This is a genomic window from Clostridium sp. BNL1100 (assembly GCF_000244875.1).
Taxonomy (GTDB): Bacteria; Bacillota; Clostridia; order Acetivibrionales; family DSM-1351; genus Ruminiclostridium.
The window spans coordinates 4,504,507-4,524,345 of record NC_016791.1 but is presented as its reverse complement, the minus strand read 5'-3'; the positions used below and the strand labels follow the sequence as shown (position 1 = coordinate 4,524,345).

Annotated in this window: 13 protein-coding genes, 1 tRNA gene and 3 rRNA genes; 16 read left to right on the top strand and 1 reads right to left on the bottom strand. The window is 40.7% G+C overall.

Going from position 1 to position 19,839, the window contains the following annotated elements:
• Positions 1-72 precede the first annotated feature (72 nt).
• From CLO1100_RS19525 to helD, 16 genes are all read left to right on the top strand, one after another.
• Positions 73-1,389: a phenylacetate--CoA ligase gene (locus CLO1100_RS19525; RefSeq protein ID WP_014315492.1), complete on the top strand. Its 1,317-nt coding sequence runs from the start codon at positions 73-75 to the stop codon at positions 1,387-1,389.
• A gap of 30 nt (positions 1,390-1,419) precedes the next feature.
• On the top strand, positions 1,420-2,577 hold the full coding sequence (locus tag CLO1100_RS19520; protein ID WP_014315491.1) for a pyridoxal phosphate-dependent aminotransferase: 1,158 nt from the start codon (positions 1,420-1,422) through the stop codon (positions 2,575-2,577).
• A gap of 33 nt (positions 2,578-2,610) precedes the next feature.
• Complete coding sequence (locus tag CLO1100_RS19515) at positions 2,611-3,141, top strand: 2-oxoacid:acceptor oxidoreductase family protein (protein ID WP_014315490.1); 531 nt, start codon at positions 2,611-2,613, stop codon at positions 3,139-3,141.
• Positions 3,138-3,434, top strand: a complete 297-nt coding sequence (locus CLO1100_RS19510) for a 4Fe-4S binding protein (protein ID WP_014315489.1) — start codon at positions 3,138-3,140, stop codon at positions 3,432-3,434. The genes CLO1100_RS19515 and CLO1100_RS19510 overlap by 4 nt, the downstream gene beginning before the upstream one ends.
• Positions 3,427-4,590, top strand: coding sequence for a transketolase C-terminal domain-containing protein (locus CLO1100_RS19505; RefSeq protein ID WP_014315488.1), 1,164 nt, complete (start codon positions 3,427-3,429; stop codon positions 4,588-4,590). Before CLO1100_RS19510 ends, CLO1100_RS19505 begins: the two co-directional genes overlap by 8 nt.
• Positions 4,591-4,592: 2 nt before the next feature.
• Positions 4,593-5,471: a thiamine pyrophosphate-dependent enzyme gene (locus CLO1100_RS19500; RefSeq protein ID WP_014315487.1), complete on the top strand. Its 879-nt coding sequence runs from the start codon at positions 4,593-4,595 to the stop codon at positions 5,469-5,471.
• A 23-nt stretch (positions 5,472-5,494) separates the two neighbouring features.
• A complete protein-coding gene (locus tag CLO1100_RS19495) occupies positions 5,495-6,376 on the top strand; it encodes a MetQ/NlpA family ABC transporter substrate-binding protein (protein WP_014315486.1) in 882 nt (293 codons plus the stop codon).
• Between the two features lie 28 nt (positions 6,377-6,404).
• Positions 6,405-7,442 carry a methionine ABC transporter ATP-binding protein gene (locus CLO1100_RS19490; RefSeq protein ID WP_014315485.1) on the top strand — a complete coding sequence of 346 codons (1,038 nt, stop codon included), beginning with the start codon at positions 6,405-6,407 and terminating at the stop codon, positions 7,440-7,442.
• Positions 7,427-8,086 (top strand): methionine ABC transporter permease, encoded by a 660-nt coding sequence (locus CLO1100_RS19485; protein ID WP_014315484.1) that lies wholly within the window; start codon positions 7,427-7,429, stop codon positions 8,084-8,086. The genes CLO1100_RS19490 and CLO1100_RS19485 overlap by 16 nt, the downstream gene beginning before the upstream one ends.
• Before the next feature lie 188 nt (positions 8,087-8,274).
• Positions 8,275-9,237, top strand: coding sequence for a D-2-hydroxyacid dehydrogenase (locus CLO1100_RS19480; RefSeq protein ID WP_014315483.1), 963 nt, complete (start codon positions 8,275-8,277; stop codon positions 9,235-9,237).
• A 30-nt stretch (positions 9,238-9,267) separates the two neighbouring features.
• Positions 9,268-9,879, top strand: a complete 612-nt coding sequence (locus CLO1100_RS19475) for a class I SAM-dependent methyltransferase (protein ID WP_014315482.1) — start codon at positions 9,268-9,270, stop codon at positions 9,877-9,879.
• Between the two features lie 486 nt (positions 9,880-10,365).
• Positions 10,366-11,887, top strand: a 16S ribosomal RNA gene (locus CLO1100_RS19470).
• A gap of 175 nt (positions 11,888-12,062) precedes the next feature.
• Positions 12,063-12,138, top strand: a tRNA-Ala gene (locus CLO1100_RS19465).
• Between the two features lie 371 nt (positions 12,139-12,509).
• A 23S ribosomal RNA gene (locus CLO1100_RS19460) occupies positions 12,510-15,561 on the top strand.
• A 116-nt stretch (positions 15,562-15,677) separates the two neighbouring features.
• A 5S ribosomal RNA gene (rrf, locus tag CLO1100_RS19455) occupies positions 15,678-15,794 on the top strand.
• The 16S, 23S and 5S rRNA genes sit together here with 1 tRNA gene alongside, the layout of an rRNA operon.
• 148 nt (positions 15,795-15,942) lie before the next feature.
• Complete coding sequence (gene helD, locus CLO1100_RS19450; RefSeq protein WP_014315481.1) at positions 15,943-18,225, top strand: RNA polymerase recycling motor HelD; 2,283 nt, start codon at positions 15,943-15,945, stop codon at positions 18,223-18,225.
• Between the two features lie 286 nt (positions 18,226-18,511).
• Here helD and CLO1100_RS19445 read toward each other — a convergent pair whose 3' ends face one another.
• A complete protein-coding gene (locus tag CLO1100_RS19445; RefSeq protein WP_014315479.1) occupies positions 18,512-19,732 on the bottom strand; it encodes a M14 family zinc carboxypeptidase in 1,221 nt (406 codons plus the stop codon).
• Positions 19,733-19,839: the final 107 nt, after the last annotated feature.

Sequence of the window (19,839 nt, the reverse complement as noted above, 5' to 3'; positions counted from 1 at the left end):
AGATTATTATAAATAGAGGCACGTAGTTTTTATGGTGCCAATAACTGTTGCCAAAATTGGAGGTTTAAGAAAATGGAAAAGAAATATTGGATAGAAGAAATTGAAACTATAGACAGAGATTCGCTGGAAGCTTACCAGTTGGAGCAAGTCAAGTCCCAGATAAAGCTGGCATATGAAAAATCGCCATATTATAGAGAGAGTTTTGAGAGAGCAGGAGTCACACCGGATAATATAAAAACTCTGGACGATATAAGAAAATTTCCTATACTGACAAAACACATAATTAGAGAGAGACAGAACGAAAAGCCAATTTTAGGAGACCTGATTACGGTAGATGAAGAAAAAGTGGTATTTATATCGTCCTCCAGCGGCTCCACGGGAAAACCTACTGCCAGCCCCTTCAGTAAAGTTGATTTTGATGAGTTTCAGGAGGTGGAGAGCAGATTATTCTGGCAGGCAGGGATGAGACCAAAGGACAGGTACATACATGCACTTAATTTTTCACTTTTTGTTGGAGGGCCGGATGTAATAGGGGCACAAAATCTCGGAGCACTGTGCATATGGGCCGGAACAATTCCCACCGACAGATTGCTGTTCATATTGCAGGAATACCAGCCAAACATAATCTGGACAACACCGTCTTATGCCTGGTATCTGGGGGAAACCGCCAGAGAGAAGGGAATAGACATAAAAAAAGACTTATCCATAAGAACAATAATAGTTGCAGGAGAACCGGGAGGCTCAATACCTGCAACCAGAAAAGCAATTGAGGATTTGTGGGGAGCAGATGTATATGATTTTTATGGAATCTCAGATATATTTGGGGCGTGTGCTGCTGCATGTGAGTATCATGAGGGACTTCATGTTGCTGAGGACCATCTGCTGGTAGAGGTAGTTGATGAGCACACAGGTGAGCCCGTGGCAGAAGGTGAAAGGGGAGAGATGCTTCTTACAACCCTAAGAAAAGAAGCCAGGCCCATGATCCGTTTCAGAACGGGAGACATTGTTACATATACAAATAAAAAATGTAAATGTGGCCGCACCCACAAGCGTATAAATGTAGTAGGCAGGGTTGATGATATGTTTATTTGCGGTGGCGTAAATGTTTTCCCAAGCGATATAGAATACACCGTGAGAAATATAAAGGAATTAACAGGAGAGTACAGGGTTACCGTATTGACAGACAACCACATTACGAAATTCAGTGTAGAGGTCGAAAAAAGATTGGGGACAAAGACCACGGACGAAGAACTTATAAGGATACTTGCCCACGAACTTAAAACCCACTTAGGGATAAAGCCAAAGGATGTTATTTTACTTTCGGAGGGGGCACTTCCAAGAGCGACCCATAAAGCCAAAAGACTTGTAGACATAAGAACAGAAAAATAGACCATTATTAATTTTGATATGGAGGGTATAATGCCAAAACTAAGTACAAGATTGGACTGGTTTTCAGAATCAATTATTAGAAAAATGACAAGAATAGCTAACCAATATGGTGCAATTAATCTTTCACAGGGCTTTCCGGACTTTGACCCCCCGGAGCAATTGATAGAAGCCCTTAAAAAAACAGCAGACGAAGGCCCTCATCAATATGAAATAACATGGGGCTCACCTCTTTTCAGAGAAGCGGTTGCAAAAAAACAAGAACATTTTATGAATATAAAACTTAACCCGGATGAGAATATAGTGGTAACATGCGGCAGCACAGAAGCTATGATGGCTGCAATGATGTCAGTATGTGAGGCAGGTGAAAAAGTAGCTATATTCTCACCTTTTTATGAGAACTACGCAGCAGACACGGTTCTTTGTGGTGCAAAACCAATATATGTTCCCCTAAATCCACCCGAATTTACATTTAATAAGGAAGAGCTGGAAAATGCATTCAAGGAGGGAGCAAAGGCTTTAATACTGTGTAACCCGTCAAACCCTGTGGGGAAAGTATTTACAAAGGATGAACTCATATTTATTTCGCAATTGGTTACAAAATACGATGCCTTTGTAATTACTGATGAAGTATACGAGCACATAGTCTATGAACCGAACAAACATATATACTTTGCTTCTTTGCCGGGCATGTTTGAAAGAACCATCTCCTGCAGCTCCTTGTCAAAAACATATTCAATAACCGGATGGAGGTTGGGATATGTAACCGGCCCTAAAAATGTAATTGACAATTGCAAGAAGGTTCACGATTTCCTGACAGTTGGTGCTGCAGCTCCGTTGCAGAAGGCAGCACTTGCAGGTCTGGCCTTTGAAGATGACTATTACAGGGAACTAGCCGGCCTGTACACCCAGAAAAGGGAGCTTTTCCTGAAAGGATTGGACTCAATTGGCCTCAAATACCATAGGCCCGATGGAGCTTACTATGTGATGGTAGATATAAGTGAATTCGGTATAAAAACTGACGTGGAGTTTGCTGAAAGACTGGCAAAAAATGTAGGTGTTGCAGCAGTCCCGGGATCAAGCTTTTTCAAGGATGATGTAAACAGCTATGTAAGATTTCACTTTGCAAAGAAAAAGGAGACTCTGGAAAAGGCTCTGGAGCGTCTGCAAAGCATCCGCAAATTCTTTTAAACCTTGGTTGGTAAGCCAAAAGGAGATGTATTTATGATAGAGATAACATTTTTAGGAAGAGGCGGGCAAGGTGCATTTACAACATCCAGAATACTGGGAGCAGCAGCAAGTCTGTATGAGAACAAGTTTGCCCTGAGTTTCCCTAGCTTCGGTCCTGAAAGGCGTGGTGCTCCGGTTTTTGCATATACAAAAATAGATACAGTGCCTATTAGAAACAGAAGTCAATGCGAGTTGAGCGATTATATTGTTGTATTGGATGAAAGCCTTTACGAAGAAAGTTTACATAATAAGTTAAAACCCGGCGGAAAGGTAATTCTCAATACATCAAAAGAAAAGAGCAACCCTTATATTATCGGTTTTAACGCTGCTAAAGTTGCCGAGGAATATTTGGGAGCGGCAATAACCAATACTGCTATGCTTTCAGTATTGGTGGCAAATACCCATCTGATATCAAGAGAAAGCCTTTTAGCGGCAATCAAATACGATATGCCGGGGAGGATAGCTTCAAAGAATCAAAAACTTGCAGAATATATTTTTACATGTACAAAAGGGGTGGGATTATGAGCAGACCAACTGTGAAAACAGATTTTTCCGGAGAAATACCAAAGGGTACCTACGGGCCTGCAATGCATCTCACAGAAACACTGGAAGGCTGGAGAAATTCAAAACCTGTTATTAATAATAATATTTGCAATAATTGCGGGTTATGTTACCTTGTATGCCCCGAGGGAGTAATTTTCAATGAAGAAAACAAAATGGACATAGATTATGGTTTTTGTAAGGGTTGCGGTATATGTGCCAGAGAATGTAGAAAGAATGCGATTGCCATGCAAAAGGAGGATGCGGCAAATGAGTAACAGAGTATTTGTTTCAGGAAATGAAGCAGTAGCCATTGGTGTAAAACTTGCAAAGCCAAACGTAATAGCCGCATATCCAATAACACCTCAAACCATAGTAGTGGAAAGATTGGCTGAAATGGTTGAAAGACAGGAGCTAAATGCGGAATACATGTATGTTGAGTCGGAGCATTCTGCATTATCCGCAGTTATGGGCGCAAGTGTACTTGGAGCCAGAACCTTTACAGCGACTTCATCACAGGGGCTTTTATACATGGCGGAAGTAATGCATTATGCCAGCGGGGGTAGGGTACCGTTGGTAATGATGAATGCCAACAGATCACTGGCCCTTCCTTGGAGTATATTCGGAGACCAGAGAGATTCCTTGTCAATGCTGGACAGCGGATGGATACAGGTTTATGTGGAGGATGCACAAGAAAGTCTGGATATGATAATACAGTCATACGCTCTGGCTGAGCACAAAGATGTATTGACTCCTGTTATGGTAAACCTCGACGGATTTGTATTGACCCACACATATGAAGCTATAGAGGTTCCGGAAGAAGAGCAGGTGGACGAATTTCTGCCGGTCTTTGAACTTGAGGGAAAAATGGACTTAGAAAACCCAAGAAATTTATTTTTCTCATCAAGTCCGGCGGATAATATACGATTTAAAGTGCAACAACACCGGGCAATGGAGAACTCACGAGAAATAATTGAAATCCTGGATAAACAATACGGAAAAATAACAGGCAGAAGCTACGGAGGTTTGGCCACAGGCTACAAAACAGAGGATGCGGATATCCTGCTTATTACATTAGGGAGTATTACCGGACAGGTGAGGGATGCAGTTGATGTCCTCAGAGCAGGTGGAGAAAAAGTAGGGGTTGTTAAAATCAGGTTTATGCGACCCTTTCCGGAAAAAGAAATACTTAAGCTTTGCAGTAATGCAGCTGTCATAGGTGTACTGGAAAAGGATATTTCCTTCGGATATCACGGAACAGTTTATACAAATGTTGCTGATGCCCTCAAAAACACAAATAAAAAACTTATTAACTTCGTAGGCGGTCTGGGTGGGAAGAATATAAGCCAGCAGGACATTGAAGATATATTCAATAGATTGAAAAATATTGATAAAGACACAAATACCGTCAATTTTGTAGGGCTGGAGGTGTAGAGGTGCTGAACAAATTGGATAAGGAAGAATACTTTTATGGACATAAAGGCTGCGGCGGCTGCGGAGGAAGTCTTGCAGTAAGGCTTGCACTAAAGGTTCTTGGTAAGGACACTTTCGTAGTACTCCCCGCCGGCTGCATGTCTGCAGTTGGATTTGTATATCCTCAGCTTTGTTTCGGAGTAAATGCATTGATATCACCTTTTGCCAGTACTGCAGCCATGCTGTCAGGCATCAGGGCGGCAGCCAAATCACTAAAAATTGAAAATTGCAATGTTGTAGGTTTTGCAGGGGACGGAGGTACTGCGGATATCGGTCTTCAGGCATTATCCGGTGCAATAGACCGGGGTGACAAAATCCTCTATATTTGCTACGACAATGAAGCATATATGAATACGGGAGTTCAACAAAGCAGCCTGACACCCTACGGTGCAAGAACAACAACAACACCTCCCGGTGAGCATATACATGGAAGCATAAACAGCAAAAAAAATATGTTTGAAATAGTTGCAGCACACCACATAAAATATGCTGCAACAGCAAGTATAGGAAATATACCCGACTATATCAAAAAAGTTGAAAAAGCAAAAAATACCAACGGCACATCATACATACACATCGCAGCACCATGCCCTACGGGCTGGGGGATAGACAGCAGTGAAACAGTAGCGATTGCAAGAGAGGCAATAGAATGTGGACTTTGGTATCTGGCAGAATATGAAGACGGAAAATACAAGCTTAATAGAGATGTGAAGGAATTCACGAGTATCAGGACATATCTTAAAAAGCAAGGACGGTTCAAGCATCTAACGGATGAGGATATTAAGGAAATTGAAAGGCAGAGAGACGAACAATTTAAATTTATAAAGGAACGATACATATAGGTTCCTTGAAAAGGGGTGTTTAAATGAAAAAGATAATAAAAGCAGGTATAGCAGTTATTTTGACATTAGCATTAGGATTGGGTGTCACAGCATGTGGCAGTACAAATTCTTCTCAAAACTCAGCCGATTCCACATCAAAGCAGTCGCTATCCGGGAAAGACAATGGAAAGGAAGTAGTGTTTGGGGTAGCACCGGGACCATACGGAGATATGGTAAAGCTGGCTATACAACCTGAACTTGAGAAAAAGGGATATACCGTTAAATTGATGGAATTCAGTGATTATGTTCAACCCAACATTGCACTGGGAAACGGCGAAATAAACGTAAATCTGTTTCAACATACAGTATATTTGGAGAACTTTGCAAAAGAACATAATCTAGACCTGAGCCCGGTAATCAGTGTACCAACTGCAAGCATGGGAATATTCTCAAAAAAATATAAAAAGCTTGGAGAATTACCCGATGGAGCGACGGTTACATTACCAAATGATGTTCCAAATCTGGCAAGAGCGCTAAGATTTCTTGTACAGGTAAATCTTATAACATTGAAGCCTGACATCGATTTAACAAAGGCATCTGAAAGAGATATAGCGGAAAACCCTAAAAAGCTTGTTTTCACACCGGCAGAAGCAGCACAGCTTCCAAGAACCCTTGACAGTGCTGACATAGCAATAATAAATGGTAATTTTGCCATTTCAGCTGGCTTAAAGCTTTCAGACGCTGTTGCCAAGGAAAAGTTGGATGAATCCTATAAAAATATTATTGCAGTGAAGACTTCGGACAAAGAAACACAGTTTGTAAAGGATATAGAAGAAATAGTTAAATCACAGGAATTTAGAAACGTAATAAAAGATGATAAAAATGTATTCAAGGATTTTGATTTCCCCGAATGGTTTAACAAATAACTCGATTTCATGTCATAGGAGGGGTCATATGATAAGACTTGAAAACGTCAGTGTAGTGTTTGGACAGAGAAAGGAAAAAGACATTGTGGCGGTAAAGGACGTATCACTGCATATCCGTAAAGGTGAGATATTCGGAATAGTAGGCACAAGCGGGGCAGGGAAAAGCAGTCTTATAAGGACTCTTAACGGTCTGCAAAAACCAACTCACGGCAAGGTCTTTGTGGATGGAGAAGATATAACAAATGCTCGCGGTAAAAGCCTGCGGAATATAAGAAGAAAAATAGGAATGATTTTTCAACACTTTAACCTTATCTCCAGAAAAACAGTAGGAAAGAATATTGAATTTGCGTTAAAAATTCAGAATTACCCTAAAGAGGATAGGAGTAAAAGAGTAAAGGAACTCCTCGAAATAGTCGGGCTATCCGACAAGGAAAATGTCTATCCCGCCAATCTTAGCGGGGGACAAAAACAAAGGGTCGCAATAGCAAGAGCATTAGCTGTAAATCCAAAGGTTCTGCTATGTGATGAGGCTACTTCAGCTTTGGATGTCCAGACAACTGAGGAAATTTTACAACTGCTCAGGGAAATTAACAGAGAACTTGATATAACAATAGTATTTATAACACACCAATTAGAGATAGCTAAAACCTTATTTGACAGAATAGCTGTTATGAGCCAGGGGGTTGTTATAGAGGAAAACGATACTTATCAGATATTTGCTTCACCGGTAAATGAGATAACACGAAGCCTTACAAAGGACAATATAAAGCTACCTTCTGAAATTGTTGAATCCCTTGAGAGTGAAATTTTAAAGCTTGTTTACAAGGGAGAAAAAAGTGTTGAACCAATTATTTCTTTGGCGAATAAGAAGTTTGATGTCATACTCAATATTCTTCATGGGAAAATCGAATATATAAAGGATAAGCCAATCGGTATACTTTTTGTCACCCTTGAAGGGACTCAGGAGGAATGTGGCAGGGCAAAGCAGTTTATAGCTGACAACGTAGAAGAGATAACTACATACTACAATGGGAAGAAAGGAGAGACCGCATGGAATATAGCTTAGAGTTTTTATCCCAATTGGGAAAGGCGTCAAAAGAAACACTAATTATGGTAGCTATTGCAACAGTTATTGCCTGTATATTGGGGTTGCTCTTGGGACTCATTCTTTACATAACCTCCAGCAGCCTGCTTTACAAAAATAGGATAGTCAATACCCTTGCGGGCTTTATCATAAACATTATAAGATCCATACCGTTTGTTATTCTACTGGTACTTTTAGTTCCTGTGACATCAAAGGTAGTAGGGACTACCATTGGGCCAAAAGCGGCAGCAGTACCCTTGACAGTTGCTTCAATAGCATTTTTTGCAAGGCTTGCCGAAGCTTCCTTTGAAGAGGTTGATAAGGGATTGATAGAGGCAGCTTTGGCTATGGGAGGCGGAATAAAGCATATTGTATCGGGTGTATTGTTGGTAGAGGCTCTGCCCTCCTTAATACGGGCTTTAACGGTAACTATAATAAGTATTATAGGATATTCGGCAATGGCAGGAACTGTAGGCGGAGGCGGTATTGGCGATTTGGCAGTCAGATTCGGCTACTATAGATATCAGATGGATGTAATGTTAACAACAGTTATTTTATTAATTATAGTTGTTCAGGCAATACAGGTATCAGGTGAAAAATTTGCAAAACTGTTAACTAAAGATTAAGTTTAGCTTTACAGTAAATAATAAAGGGGTTGTCTGTCACACAGGATAGGCAGCTCCTTTATTTTATTTAGGAAATGGTCTGGAACTGGCAATTTATATAGACTATAATTGTATAATAAATTCTAATAGCCAGAATAAATTTCATTTGGTCAGGGGTTAATACTAATAGCTTATTACTGGAGGTAATCATGAAAATAGTTGTATTAGACGGACATACACTAAATCCGGGAGACATGTCATGGGATGCAATGGGACAACTCGGGGAACTGGTAGTTTACGACAGAACTCCGGCTGACAAGATAATTGAAAGAATAGATAATGCAGAGATAGTTCTTACAAATAAAGTAATCTTAACAAAAGAGATATTAGATAAAACACCGTCAGTTAAATATATCGGTATAATGGCAACGGGATATAATGTAGTTAATACTGAATATGCAAAAGAACTCGGAATTATTGTCACAAATGTACCGGCCTACAGCACTGATTCCGTAGCTCAAATGGTGTTTGCATTTATAATGGAATTTTGTAACCATGTAGGAGAACACAGCAGAGCTGTTCATGAAGGAAAATGGACAAAAAGCCCTGATTTCTCATTCTGGTATTACCCTCTTATAGAAATAAAAAATAAAACATTAGGTATAATAGGCTTTGGTGCCATTGGGCAAAAAGTTGCGCAAATTGCAGAGATATTCGGTATGCAAGTATTATTCCATAGCAGGACTATAAAACCCGGTCTTGAAACAGATAATATAAAATCTGCTACATTAGAGAAGGTACTTGCCGAGTCTGATTTTATAACATTACACTGTCCTCTGACAGAGCAAACAAGGGGGCTTATAAATAAGGATACAATATCTAAAATTAAGGACGGAGCTATCCTTATAAATACATCAAGAGGGCCGGTTATAGATGAAAATGATGTAGCACAGGCATTAAATGCCGGTAAACTGGCCGGTCTGGGAACAGATGTAGTGTCTATAGAGCCGATACAAGCTGAAAATCCACTGCTTAATGCGAAGAACTGTATAATTACCCCGCATTTTGCATGGGCTACAAAAGAGGCCCGGGAACGTCTTATGGATACATTAATAAAGAATATCGACTCTTTTTTAAAGGGAACCCCGGTTAATGTCGTTAATAATCAGTAATTATAATACTAAGATAGAAGGTGCTTAAATATGAGCCATATGAACAATATAAAAAAATACTATGAGGATAATTACAAAGAAGGATATCCCGATTACTACATACAAGGGTGGGAAAATAAGACTGCCCAGGAGATGAGGTTTAAAGAACTGGTTGGTCAGATTAATCTTAACAATAAGAAAATTCTTGACGTTGGGTGCGGAACAGGGAATTTACTGGAGTACATTAATCAGAGATATACGGGATTTGATTATACAGGGGTGGATATTCTGCCCCATATGATCAACATAGCTGTTGGTAAAAAGTTAAAAGGAAAGTTTATATGTATGGATTTGTTTAAGAACAATCCCTTCTGGAGCAATTCATTCGATGCAATATTTTCATCAGGAATATTTAATCTCAATTTGGGCAACAACAAGGAATTCCTATTGGATGCCTTGGACGTTTTCCAAGAGTTATCTGGCGGAGTAATATCATTTAATTTGCTATGGGATAAGTCCCCCGACAGGGAGGATAAATACTTTTATTTTGACCCGGATAAGGTAGGACAGTTATTAACAGAAAAGTATGGAATGGATTGGACTGTTACTATAGTAAAGGGATATCTTAATAATGATTTTACCGTATTATTAAAAAAGAAATAAATCTCATGATAACTAGAGAATCAGAGAGTATTTTAGAACATACAAGAGAAAGCATTTTATAAATTAAAATAAATCCTATAAAAGGCTTGTATGGGGAATTAAATGCACTTGAAAAAGCAATAATAAGGGTGGTATACTAGCGTAGCTGTCACAGGCGATACACTAAAAAGTACGAAATAGCGTATAATGATTCTCTAGGAAATAATTTCTTGAAATCAAATGTTGACAAAGGCCTGTCAGCGTGGTATTATAATAAAGCTGATTGCGTTAAAACAAACAGCAAAAACCTTACAAAGCAGTCGTAAGAAGGCTTTATGGACTTTGAAAAGTAAACAGTGATAAACATGTAAAGGAACTCGAAAAATTCCGAAATCGTAAAACGATTTCAAAATTGAGTAACTTGCGAACTTTACAACCTGGTTTTTGGAAACAAGAACTAGAAAAAAAGTCAGCAATTTTAATGAGCTAATTAAATTTTTCAAATATTAATTTGAGAGTTTGATCCTGGCTCAGGACGAACGCTGGCGGCGTGCCTAACACATGCAAGTCGAGCGGAGTTAATTGAAAGCTTGCTTTTGATTAACTTAGCGGCGGACGGGTGAGTAACGCGTGGGCAACCTGCCTGTTACAGGGGGATAACACAGGGAAACTTGTGCTAATACCGCATAATACAGCGAGAAAGCATTTTCTTGTTGTCAAAGGAGCAATCCGGTAACAGATGGGCCCGCGTCCAATTAGCTAGTTGGTGATGTAACGGACCACCAAGGCGACGATTGGTAGCCGAACTGAGAGGTTGATCGGCCACATTGGGACTGAGACACGGCCCAGACTCCTACGGGAGGCAGCAGTGGGGAATATTGCACAATGGGGGAAACCCTGATGCAGCAACGCCGCGTGAAGGATGAAGGTTTTCGGATTGTAAACTTCTTTAGTCAGGGACGAAAAAATGACGGTACCTGAAGAATAAGCCACGGCTAACTACGTGCCAGCAGCCGCGGTAATACGTAGGTGGCAAGCGTTGTCCGGAATTACTGGGTGTAAAGGGCGTGTAGGCGGGAATGTAAGTCAGATGTGAAATCCCAGAGCTTAACTCTGGAGCTGCATCTGAAACTATGTTTCTTGAGTGCCGGAGAGGAAAGCGGAATTCCTAGTGTAGCGGTGAAATGCGTAGATATTAGGAGGAACACCAGTGGCGAAGGCGGCTTTCTGGACGGTAACTGACGCTGAGGCGCGAAAGCGTGGGGAGCAAACAGGATTAGATACCCTGGTAGTCCACGCTGTAAACGATGGATACTAGGTGTAGGAGGTATCGACCCCTTCTGTGCCGGAGTTAACACAATAAGTATCCCACCTGGGGAGTACGGCCGCAAGGTTGAAACTCAAAGGAATTGACGGGGGCCCGCACAAGCAGTGGAGTATGTGGTTTAATTCGAAGCAACGCGAAGAACCTTACCAAGGCTTGACATATAGCGGAATATGGTAGAGATATCATAGTCCTTCGGGACTGCTATACAGGTGGTGCATGGTTGTCGTCAGCTCGTGTCGTGAGATGTTGGGTTAAGTCCCGCAACGAGCGCAACCCCTGTTGCTAGTTGATAACATTTAGTTGATCACTCTAGCGAGACTGCCGGTGATAAATCGGAGGAAGGTGGGGACGACGTCAAATCATCATGCCCCTTATGTCTTGGGCTACACACGTACTACAATGGCTATAACAGAGGGAAGCTAAGCTGCAAAGTGGAGCAAATCCCCAAAAATAGTCCCAGTTCAGATTGTGGGCTGCAACCCGCCCACATGAAGTCGGAATTGCTAGTAATGGCAGGTCAGCATACTGCCGTGAATACGTTCCCGGGCCTTGTACACACCGCCCGTCACACCATGAGAGTCTGCAACACCCGAAGTCGATAGTCTAACCGCAAGGAGGACGTCGCCGAAGGTGGGGCCGATGATTGGGGTGAAGTCGTAACAAGGTAGCCGTATCGGAAGGTGCGGCTGGATCACCTCCTTTCTAAGGAGACATGATTCATGCAGAACTAGTTTCTAAGATGAATCAAATCTTCAGGTCGAAGATAAATGACAGGAAGGCTTGAGCTAAGCTCGCCGGACTGAAAATCATTATCTTAGAGTTTCTTTACAATCACTGTTTAGTTTTCAAAGCCCATGAAAATGGACTTTGATTTTATGGGGGTATAGCTCAGCTGGGAGAGCACCTGCCTTGCAAGCAGGGGGTCATGAGTTCGATTCTCATTATCTCCACCAAGGCTTTTTAGAAAAGCCTAAAAAATACCAGTTGACATAACAATGAAAACTGGTATAATAGGAACTCCGCAGTCAGTGTGGAAACATAAACAACTGCGAAGTTTGTACCTTGAGAACTGAATAATGTTATTCAAAGAATGCGTTTCAAACTATTAGTTTGAAATACGTTTTAAGAAGATGAGAAGACAAGAGATATATAATTAATTATGTATTTTCTGAAAAGTAATAAGGGTAACATGTGAAAAGGAGAAATCCTTGAAACACGTAAAGCAGTTTACGTTGGAAACATGCGACTCTTAGGAAACTAACTCATTGATAGGTTAAGACAATCACTTTAAGAGAATCTGAAAGAATCGAAGATAATTCGAAGAGGTCAAGCTACTAAGAGCATAGGGTGAATGCCTTGGCACCAGAAGGCGATGAAGGACGTGACAAGCTGCGAAAAGCTACGGAGAGGCGCAAATAGCCATCGACCCGTAGATATCCGAATGGGGAAACCCGGCCGAGTTAAACACTCGGTCATCGTAACATGAATACATAGTGTTACGAAGGCAGACGTTGGGAACTGAAACATCTAAGTACCAACAGGAGTAGAAATCAAAAAGAGATTCCGTAAGTAGTGGCGAGCGAAAGCGGAAGAGCCCAAACCAAAAGATAGCAATATCTTTCGGGGTTGTGGACTAGCATAATGATCCTCAAGACATAGCAGAATGAGCAGCTGGAAAGCTGAGACCATAGAGGGTAAAAGTCCCGTAAGCGAAATGTTAAGAGGCAGGCTAGTATCCAGAGTACCACGAGGCACGTGAAACCTCGTGGGAAGCAGGGTGGACCACCATCCAAGGCTAAATACTAACTGGTGACCGATAGTGAAGCAGTACCGTGAGGGAAAGGTGAAAAGAACCCCGGGAGGGGAGTGAAAGAGAACCTGAAACCCTATGTTTACAAGCAGTTGAAGAGCGTTAAAGCTCGACAGCGTACTTTTTGTAGAACGGTCCGGCGAGTTATTGTATGCAGCAAGGTTAAGTACTAAAGGTACGGAGCCGAAGGGAAACCGAGTGTTAAAAGCGCGTCAAGTTGCATGCTATAGACCCGAAACCGGGTGACCTACCCATGGACAGGTTGAAGCGGGAGTAAAATCTCGTGGAGGACCGAACCACATGACCGTTGAAAAGGTCTGGGATGAGCTGTGGGTGGCGGAGAAATTCCAATCGAACTCGGAGATAGCTGGTTCTCCCCGAAATAGCTTTAGGGCTAGCCTCAAGGGAAAATCAAACGGAGGTAGAGCACTGAATGGGCTAGGGGCCTTACCGGGTTACCGAACCCTATCAAACTCCGAATGCCGTAATGATGTTACTTGGGAGTCAGACTATGAGAGATAAGTCCCATGGTCAAAAGGGAAACAGCCCAGACCATCAGCTAAGGTCCCAAAATCACAGTTAAGTGGAAAAGGATGTGGGCTTGCTAAGACAACTAGGATGTTGGCTTAGAAGCAGCCACTCATTCAAAGAGTGCGTAATAGCTCACTAGTCGAGTGAGCCTGCGCCGAAAATTACCGGGGCTAAACTGTGTACCGAAGCTATGGATCAGCGTACATCCAATAGTATTGCTAAATAAATTAAGAAGCGATGAGGTAATTTCACGAAATGTAACATATCAAAAATGATTCAAAACATTTCGTCAAATTCCCACAGCTAAACTTGTGCCATTAGCAGTAGTATTGGATGTACGAGGGTGGTAGGGGAGCTTACTGTTGTAGGTTGAAGCAAGATCGAAAGGACTTGTGGACGAAGCAGTAGTGAGAATGCCGGAATAAGTAGCGAGAGTAAAGTGAGAATCTTTACCGTCGAAAACCTAAGGTTTCCTGGGGAAGGTTCGTCCGCCCAGGGTAAGTCTGGACCTAAGCTGAGGCCGAAAGGCGTAAGTGATGGACAACAGGTTGAAATTCCTGTACTACCGTTAATCGATATGAGAGAGGTGGGGACGCAGGAGGATAAGTCAAGCGATCAGCTGGAAAAGATCGTGCAAGCGAGGTAGATAGTCCGGTAGGCAAATCCGCCGGATGTTTCGAAGACGTGATGCGGAGGGAAAACAAGTACCGAAGTGACAGATTCCACACTGACGAGAAAAACCACTATCCAGATTAAAGGTACCAGTACCGCAAACCGACACAGGTAGGTGAGGAGAGAATCCTAAGACGAGCGGGAGAAGCGTTGTTAAGGAACTCGGCAAATTGACCCCGTAAGTTAGCGAAAAGGGGTGCCTCAAGAGATTGAGGCCGCAGAGAATAGGCCCAAGCAACTGTTTATCAAAAACACAGGTCTCTGCTAAATCGAAAGATGAAGTATAGGGGCTGACGCCTGCCCGGTGCTGGAAGGTTACGGGAATTGCTTAGCGCAAGCGAAGGCATGAACTTAAGCCCCAGTAAACGGCGGCCGTAACTATAACGGTCCTAAGGTAGCGAAATTCCTTGTCAGGTAAGTTCTGACCCGCACGAATGGCGTAATGACTTGGGCACTGTCTCAACAACGTACCCGGCGAAATTGTAGTACTTGTGAAGATGCAAGTTACCCGCGACTAGACGGAAAGACCCCATGGAGCTTCACTGTAGCTTGATATTGGGTTTCGGTATTTTTTGTACAGGATAGGTGGGAGACTGAGAAGTGGTGGCGCCAGCCATCATGGAGTCGACGTTGGGATACCACTCTAAAAGTACTGGAACTCTAACCTGAGACCATAAGCTGGTCTAGGGACACTGTCAGGTGGGCAGTTTGACTGGGGCGGTCGCCTCCCAAAGAGTAACGGAGGCGTCCAAAGGTTACCTCAGCGCGGTTGGAAATCGCGCAACGAGTGCAAAGGCATAAGGTAGCCTGACTGCGAGAGAGACACCTCGAGCAGGTACGAAAGTAGGGCTTAGTGATCCGGTGGTATGAAAGTGGAATTGCCATCGCTCAACGGATAAAAGCTACCCTGGGGATAACAGGCTTATCTCCCCCAAGAGTCCACATCGACGGGGAGGTTTGGCACCTCGATGTCGGCTCATCGCATCCTGGAGCTGTAGCAGGTTCCAAGGGTTTGGCTGTTCGCCAATTAAAGCGGTACGCGAGCTGGGTTCAGAACGTCGTGAGACAGTTCGGTCCCTATCTGTCGCGGGCGCAGGATATTTGAGAGGATCTGTCCTTAGTACGAGAGGACCGGGATGGACGAACCTCTAGTGCACCAGTTGTCATACCAATGGCACAGCTGGGTAGCCAAGTTCGGCAGGGATAAACGCTGAAGGCATCTAAGCGTGAAACCCACCTCAAGATGAGATATCCCACTAGCAATAGGTAAGACCCCATGTAGACTACATGGTTGATAGGTCAGGAGTGTAAGCATAGTAATGTGTTAAGCTGACTGATACTAATAGGTCGAGGGTTTGACCCAAAGAAAACAGGTATTCAAAAGTAGAAGGTCTTAAAACTAGACAATGAGAGAGCTTCACATCTTCTTAAAAGGATAACATTAATCAGTTCTGAAGGTACAAAGTACCTAATAAATCTTCTGGTGGAAATGACGAGATGGCCACACCCGTTCCCATACCGAACACGGCAGTTAAGCATCTCAGTGCCGATAATACTTGGCTGGAAACGGCCTGGGAAAGTAGGTCTCTGCCGGATTTATATGAAAACCTCAAGCTTATAGCTTGAGGTTTTGTTTTGTTTTAAAAAAGATTTTTTGGGCAATTTGTTAGGATAGTTGATTATAGTTAATTAAAAATATATAATATAAGTCTATTTTAAATTTTAAAGAAGAGGGGTAATAACAATGTCAGCTGCAAACCATCCGGCCTATAAGGAAGAGCTTGAAAGGTGCAGATATACTCTGGACTATGTGGAAAAAAGCCTGAAAAAAGCTCTTGAAAAGAGAGAAAAGATAGGTAATGAGCTTGAAAGTGTACAAAAGCATATGAGCGGTGACAGTAGTGCTGATTATACTAGTATACTGGTAAATACTATGCTACATGATACTCTGGCTTTAAAGGTTAAGAATCTATATACTGCCAGAGGTAAACCCTATTTTGCCAGGGTAGACTATAAGGAAAACGATTCGGTTAGGACAGAAAAGCTGTATATAGGAAAAATGTCATTATCTAGGGATGAGGACCAGGAAATAGTTATTGTAGACTGGAGGGCGCCGATAGCAAATCTTTATTACGAGGGCAGACTCGGACAGTCAAGCTATGAATGTCCGGATGGCAAAATCGATGGAGATCTTCTTTTGAAAAGGCAGTTTTCCATTAATAATGGGAATCTTGATGAAATTTTTGATATAGATATAACAACAAATGATGAATTTCTTCAAACATATCTTGGGGCAAATGCAGAAAATAGACTTAAAGAAATTGTTTCTACAATTCAGGAGGAACAGAACAAAATAGTAAGAGCTCCCATGTGGAAGCCTCTGATTGTTCAAGGGGTTGCAGGTAGCGGTAAAACAACTATTGCTCTTCATAGAATAGCGTATCTTATATATACATTTGAAAAAAGTTTTGATCCTGAAAATTTTATGATTATTGCTCCAAACAGACTTTTTCTTAACTATATTTCAGAGGTACTACCTGAACTTGGAGTTGAGAGGGTTAAGCAAACAACTTTTGAGGATTTTTCTATGGAGCTTATAGGGAAAAACTTTAAGCTTACAGATGCAAATGAAAAGTTGAATATGTTTGTTAATCATAATGTGACTAAGGAACAGATTGAGTATAATGATCTTGTAAGATGTTCGTCCATTCTAAAAACGTCTATGGACTTCAAAGATATTATTGATGAATACATAAAGGAAATTGAGCTATCTTTTATTCCTAAAAAGGATATTACCCTGGGTACTAAAGTTATTTTTTCATATGATGAAATAAATAATTTGTTTTTAACCCAGTATGGTATGTGGCCTATTGCACAGAGGATGAATGAGATTAAGAAAAGTATTAAAACAAGGTTGAAAACAAGTAAGGAACAGTTTATTCAACAGATACATGCTGAATGTGACAAAAAGGTAGCAAGGGCAAGGGTAGGAATTCCTGATGAGTCTGAAAGGCAAAAGTGTATACTAGAAGCTTTTGAAAAAAGAGACCGTGTTTTAAAGAAGATTGATAAAGCAGCAAAATCTTTAGTTAAGGACTATGTAGCCAGTCTACCAAAATTAAGCCCATATCAATACTATGTTGATCTGATGAATAATGCTGAAGTTTTTGATAGGATTGTGGGCAAATACACTGACGAAAAGACATGTAAGTTTATTAGAGAGTATACTCTTGATATATTAAATAGTGAAAGGCTTGAACAGGAAGATCTGGCACCGATAATATATCTGAAATATAAGATTTATGGTATGGATGAGAAGATACCAGTCAGGCATATTGTAATTGATGAAGCTCAAGATTTCAGTGCGTTTCAGTTTTATGTTATGAAAAGAATTGTCAAGGACAGTTCTTTTACGATTCTCGGGGATTTATGTCAGGGAATTCATTTTTACAGGGGAGTACGTAGTTGGGACGAGATTGTTAATAATGTTTTTGAGGGTAAAAAGTGCGAATTTTTAACCTTGGAACAAAGCTACAGAACTACCGTTGAAATTATGGAGGCTGCTAATAATGTTATGGAGAAACTGGATAATAAGGGTCTCGTACGTGCAAAACCTGTTATCCGACATGGAGATCCTGTTGAATACATTCAGAAGTTTGACATTGAGGATGTTGCTGCAGACATAGTCGAAAAAATTGAGCAGGCAAAAAGACAAGGACATAAAACAATAGCAGTTATCTGTAAAACCATGGAAGAATGTAATCAAATACTGCCTATGATAAAGAAGGCTGATAAAAATATAAGTATTATTACAGGAAATGAGAAGGAATACAAAAGCGGTATTGTAGTGGTTCCATCTTATCTATCAAAGGGTCTGGAATTTGATGTGGTACTTATTTCAAATGCCGGCAGCGATAATTATACAACAAGCGATCTTGATATTAAGCTGCTTTATGTAGCCATGACAAGGCCTTTGCATAAACTTTGTATTTATTATACAGGAGAAATTTCAAGTCTGCTAAAATAAATAAAAAACGAACCCGGCTTGTGAAGTATTTTATATCACAAGAGAGGGTTCATTTTAATAGAAAGGTTTTTATGAGTTTTCGCTGGCCTTATTGCTTCTCCCAGCTATTTTTGCTGCTCTAGCCTCTTTCTTTGACATCTTTGGGGCTTTTTTTGTACTACCTTTGTCTCCCATATAATTACTCCTTTCATATTAACTTATAAACATTATTACCATATATTCCAATATAGATACCATAACTTATAATAAAAAACCCTCATTTTCTGAATGAGGGTCAAATTTTTATCTATGAAATATAAACCGTATTTGAGGATTTTTCAAATTTGAAGTTAAGGTTCAAACATTCTGCTAAGGTTTCAAGGTTTATATAGGATATTTTGTTTATATAAATTTCTGTTTGATTAAGTTTCTCTTTCTGGCTGTCTGATATCTTTCCTGCAAGTAATGTTACATCTTTTTCAGCGAGGTATTGCTTCCCATCTAAAGATATTATCTGTCCTTGACGGAATAAATTGCTTTTATATATTAATGAGGTCTTCTTATCGCTATTAAATTTTACCTGCGTCATCAGCTGTTTGGCGATTCTAACGGGGATAAGCTTATTTTCATTCCAGATTGTGCTGTAATATGACCATACTACGGGCTTTGTAATACCTCTTTTACCTCCTACCTCAAGTGTAAAGGATGGAATTTTTAATTTTTGTACACACCAATCTTTAAATCCCGAAGTTGACGATTTGTAGTTGGAGGGGCTTACCAAACTGTAACCGGTTGTAGCCTTTAGCATATTTGCATAAGCCAAGTCTCTTGTTCTATCTGCTCCTTCTTGTCCAAAATACCAATAGATTATATTTCCTGCTGCATGATATGCAAGAGTCAGGTCAAATTCTATATTGAGGCATAAATCTCTAACTGCCTGGGTTTCGGGCTCAGAGAATGCTTTAGTTCCTGTAGAATATGTAGAGGTAATTTTTTTAAACCATAGTGCATCATAATTATGATTAAGGTCAACCTTATTAGCGTTAAAGTAATAGGAGGGAGACCCATTAACACATATCTGTACGCCGTCCGGATTTACCAGTGGCATAAAATAAAAGGTTACTTGATTATCAAGCAGATTCCTGACTTTTTGACCGTCGATAGTTCCATTACTAGCGTATGCCTCTAGTAAATTTTGAATCTGGTTTAGTGTAAGGATTGTACCTATGTATTCTCTAGGATGATGTGCTGCATTTATAAAAATCTTTTTAGAGCCGCTTCCTATCTTTATTACTGACAAATCTCTCTTCTGTACACTTTTTCCTGCTGAAAAGAGATATGTTATATTGCTGTAATTTTTATTAAACTCTGTAAGTCGTTTCTGTGTGTCTGTATAAACATCCTTGCTTTTATATATTTGTTCAAGAGTTTTAGAATATGTAATTTTTGATGCTTGTACTGAAAAGGTACTCAAGGATGTTAATGTATAGATTAAAGCAAGTAGAAAAACAGTTATTCTCTTAGACATGAAAACCTCCCCTAGACGACATAATATTACAATAATTATTATTTTATATTATATTTACTATTTTGGCTAGAAGCCAAATATACAAATAAAAAAAACCGACAGCAGTG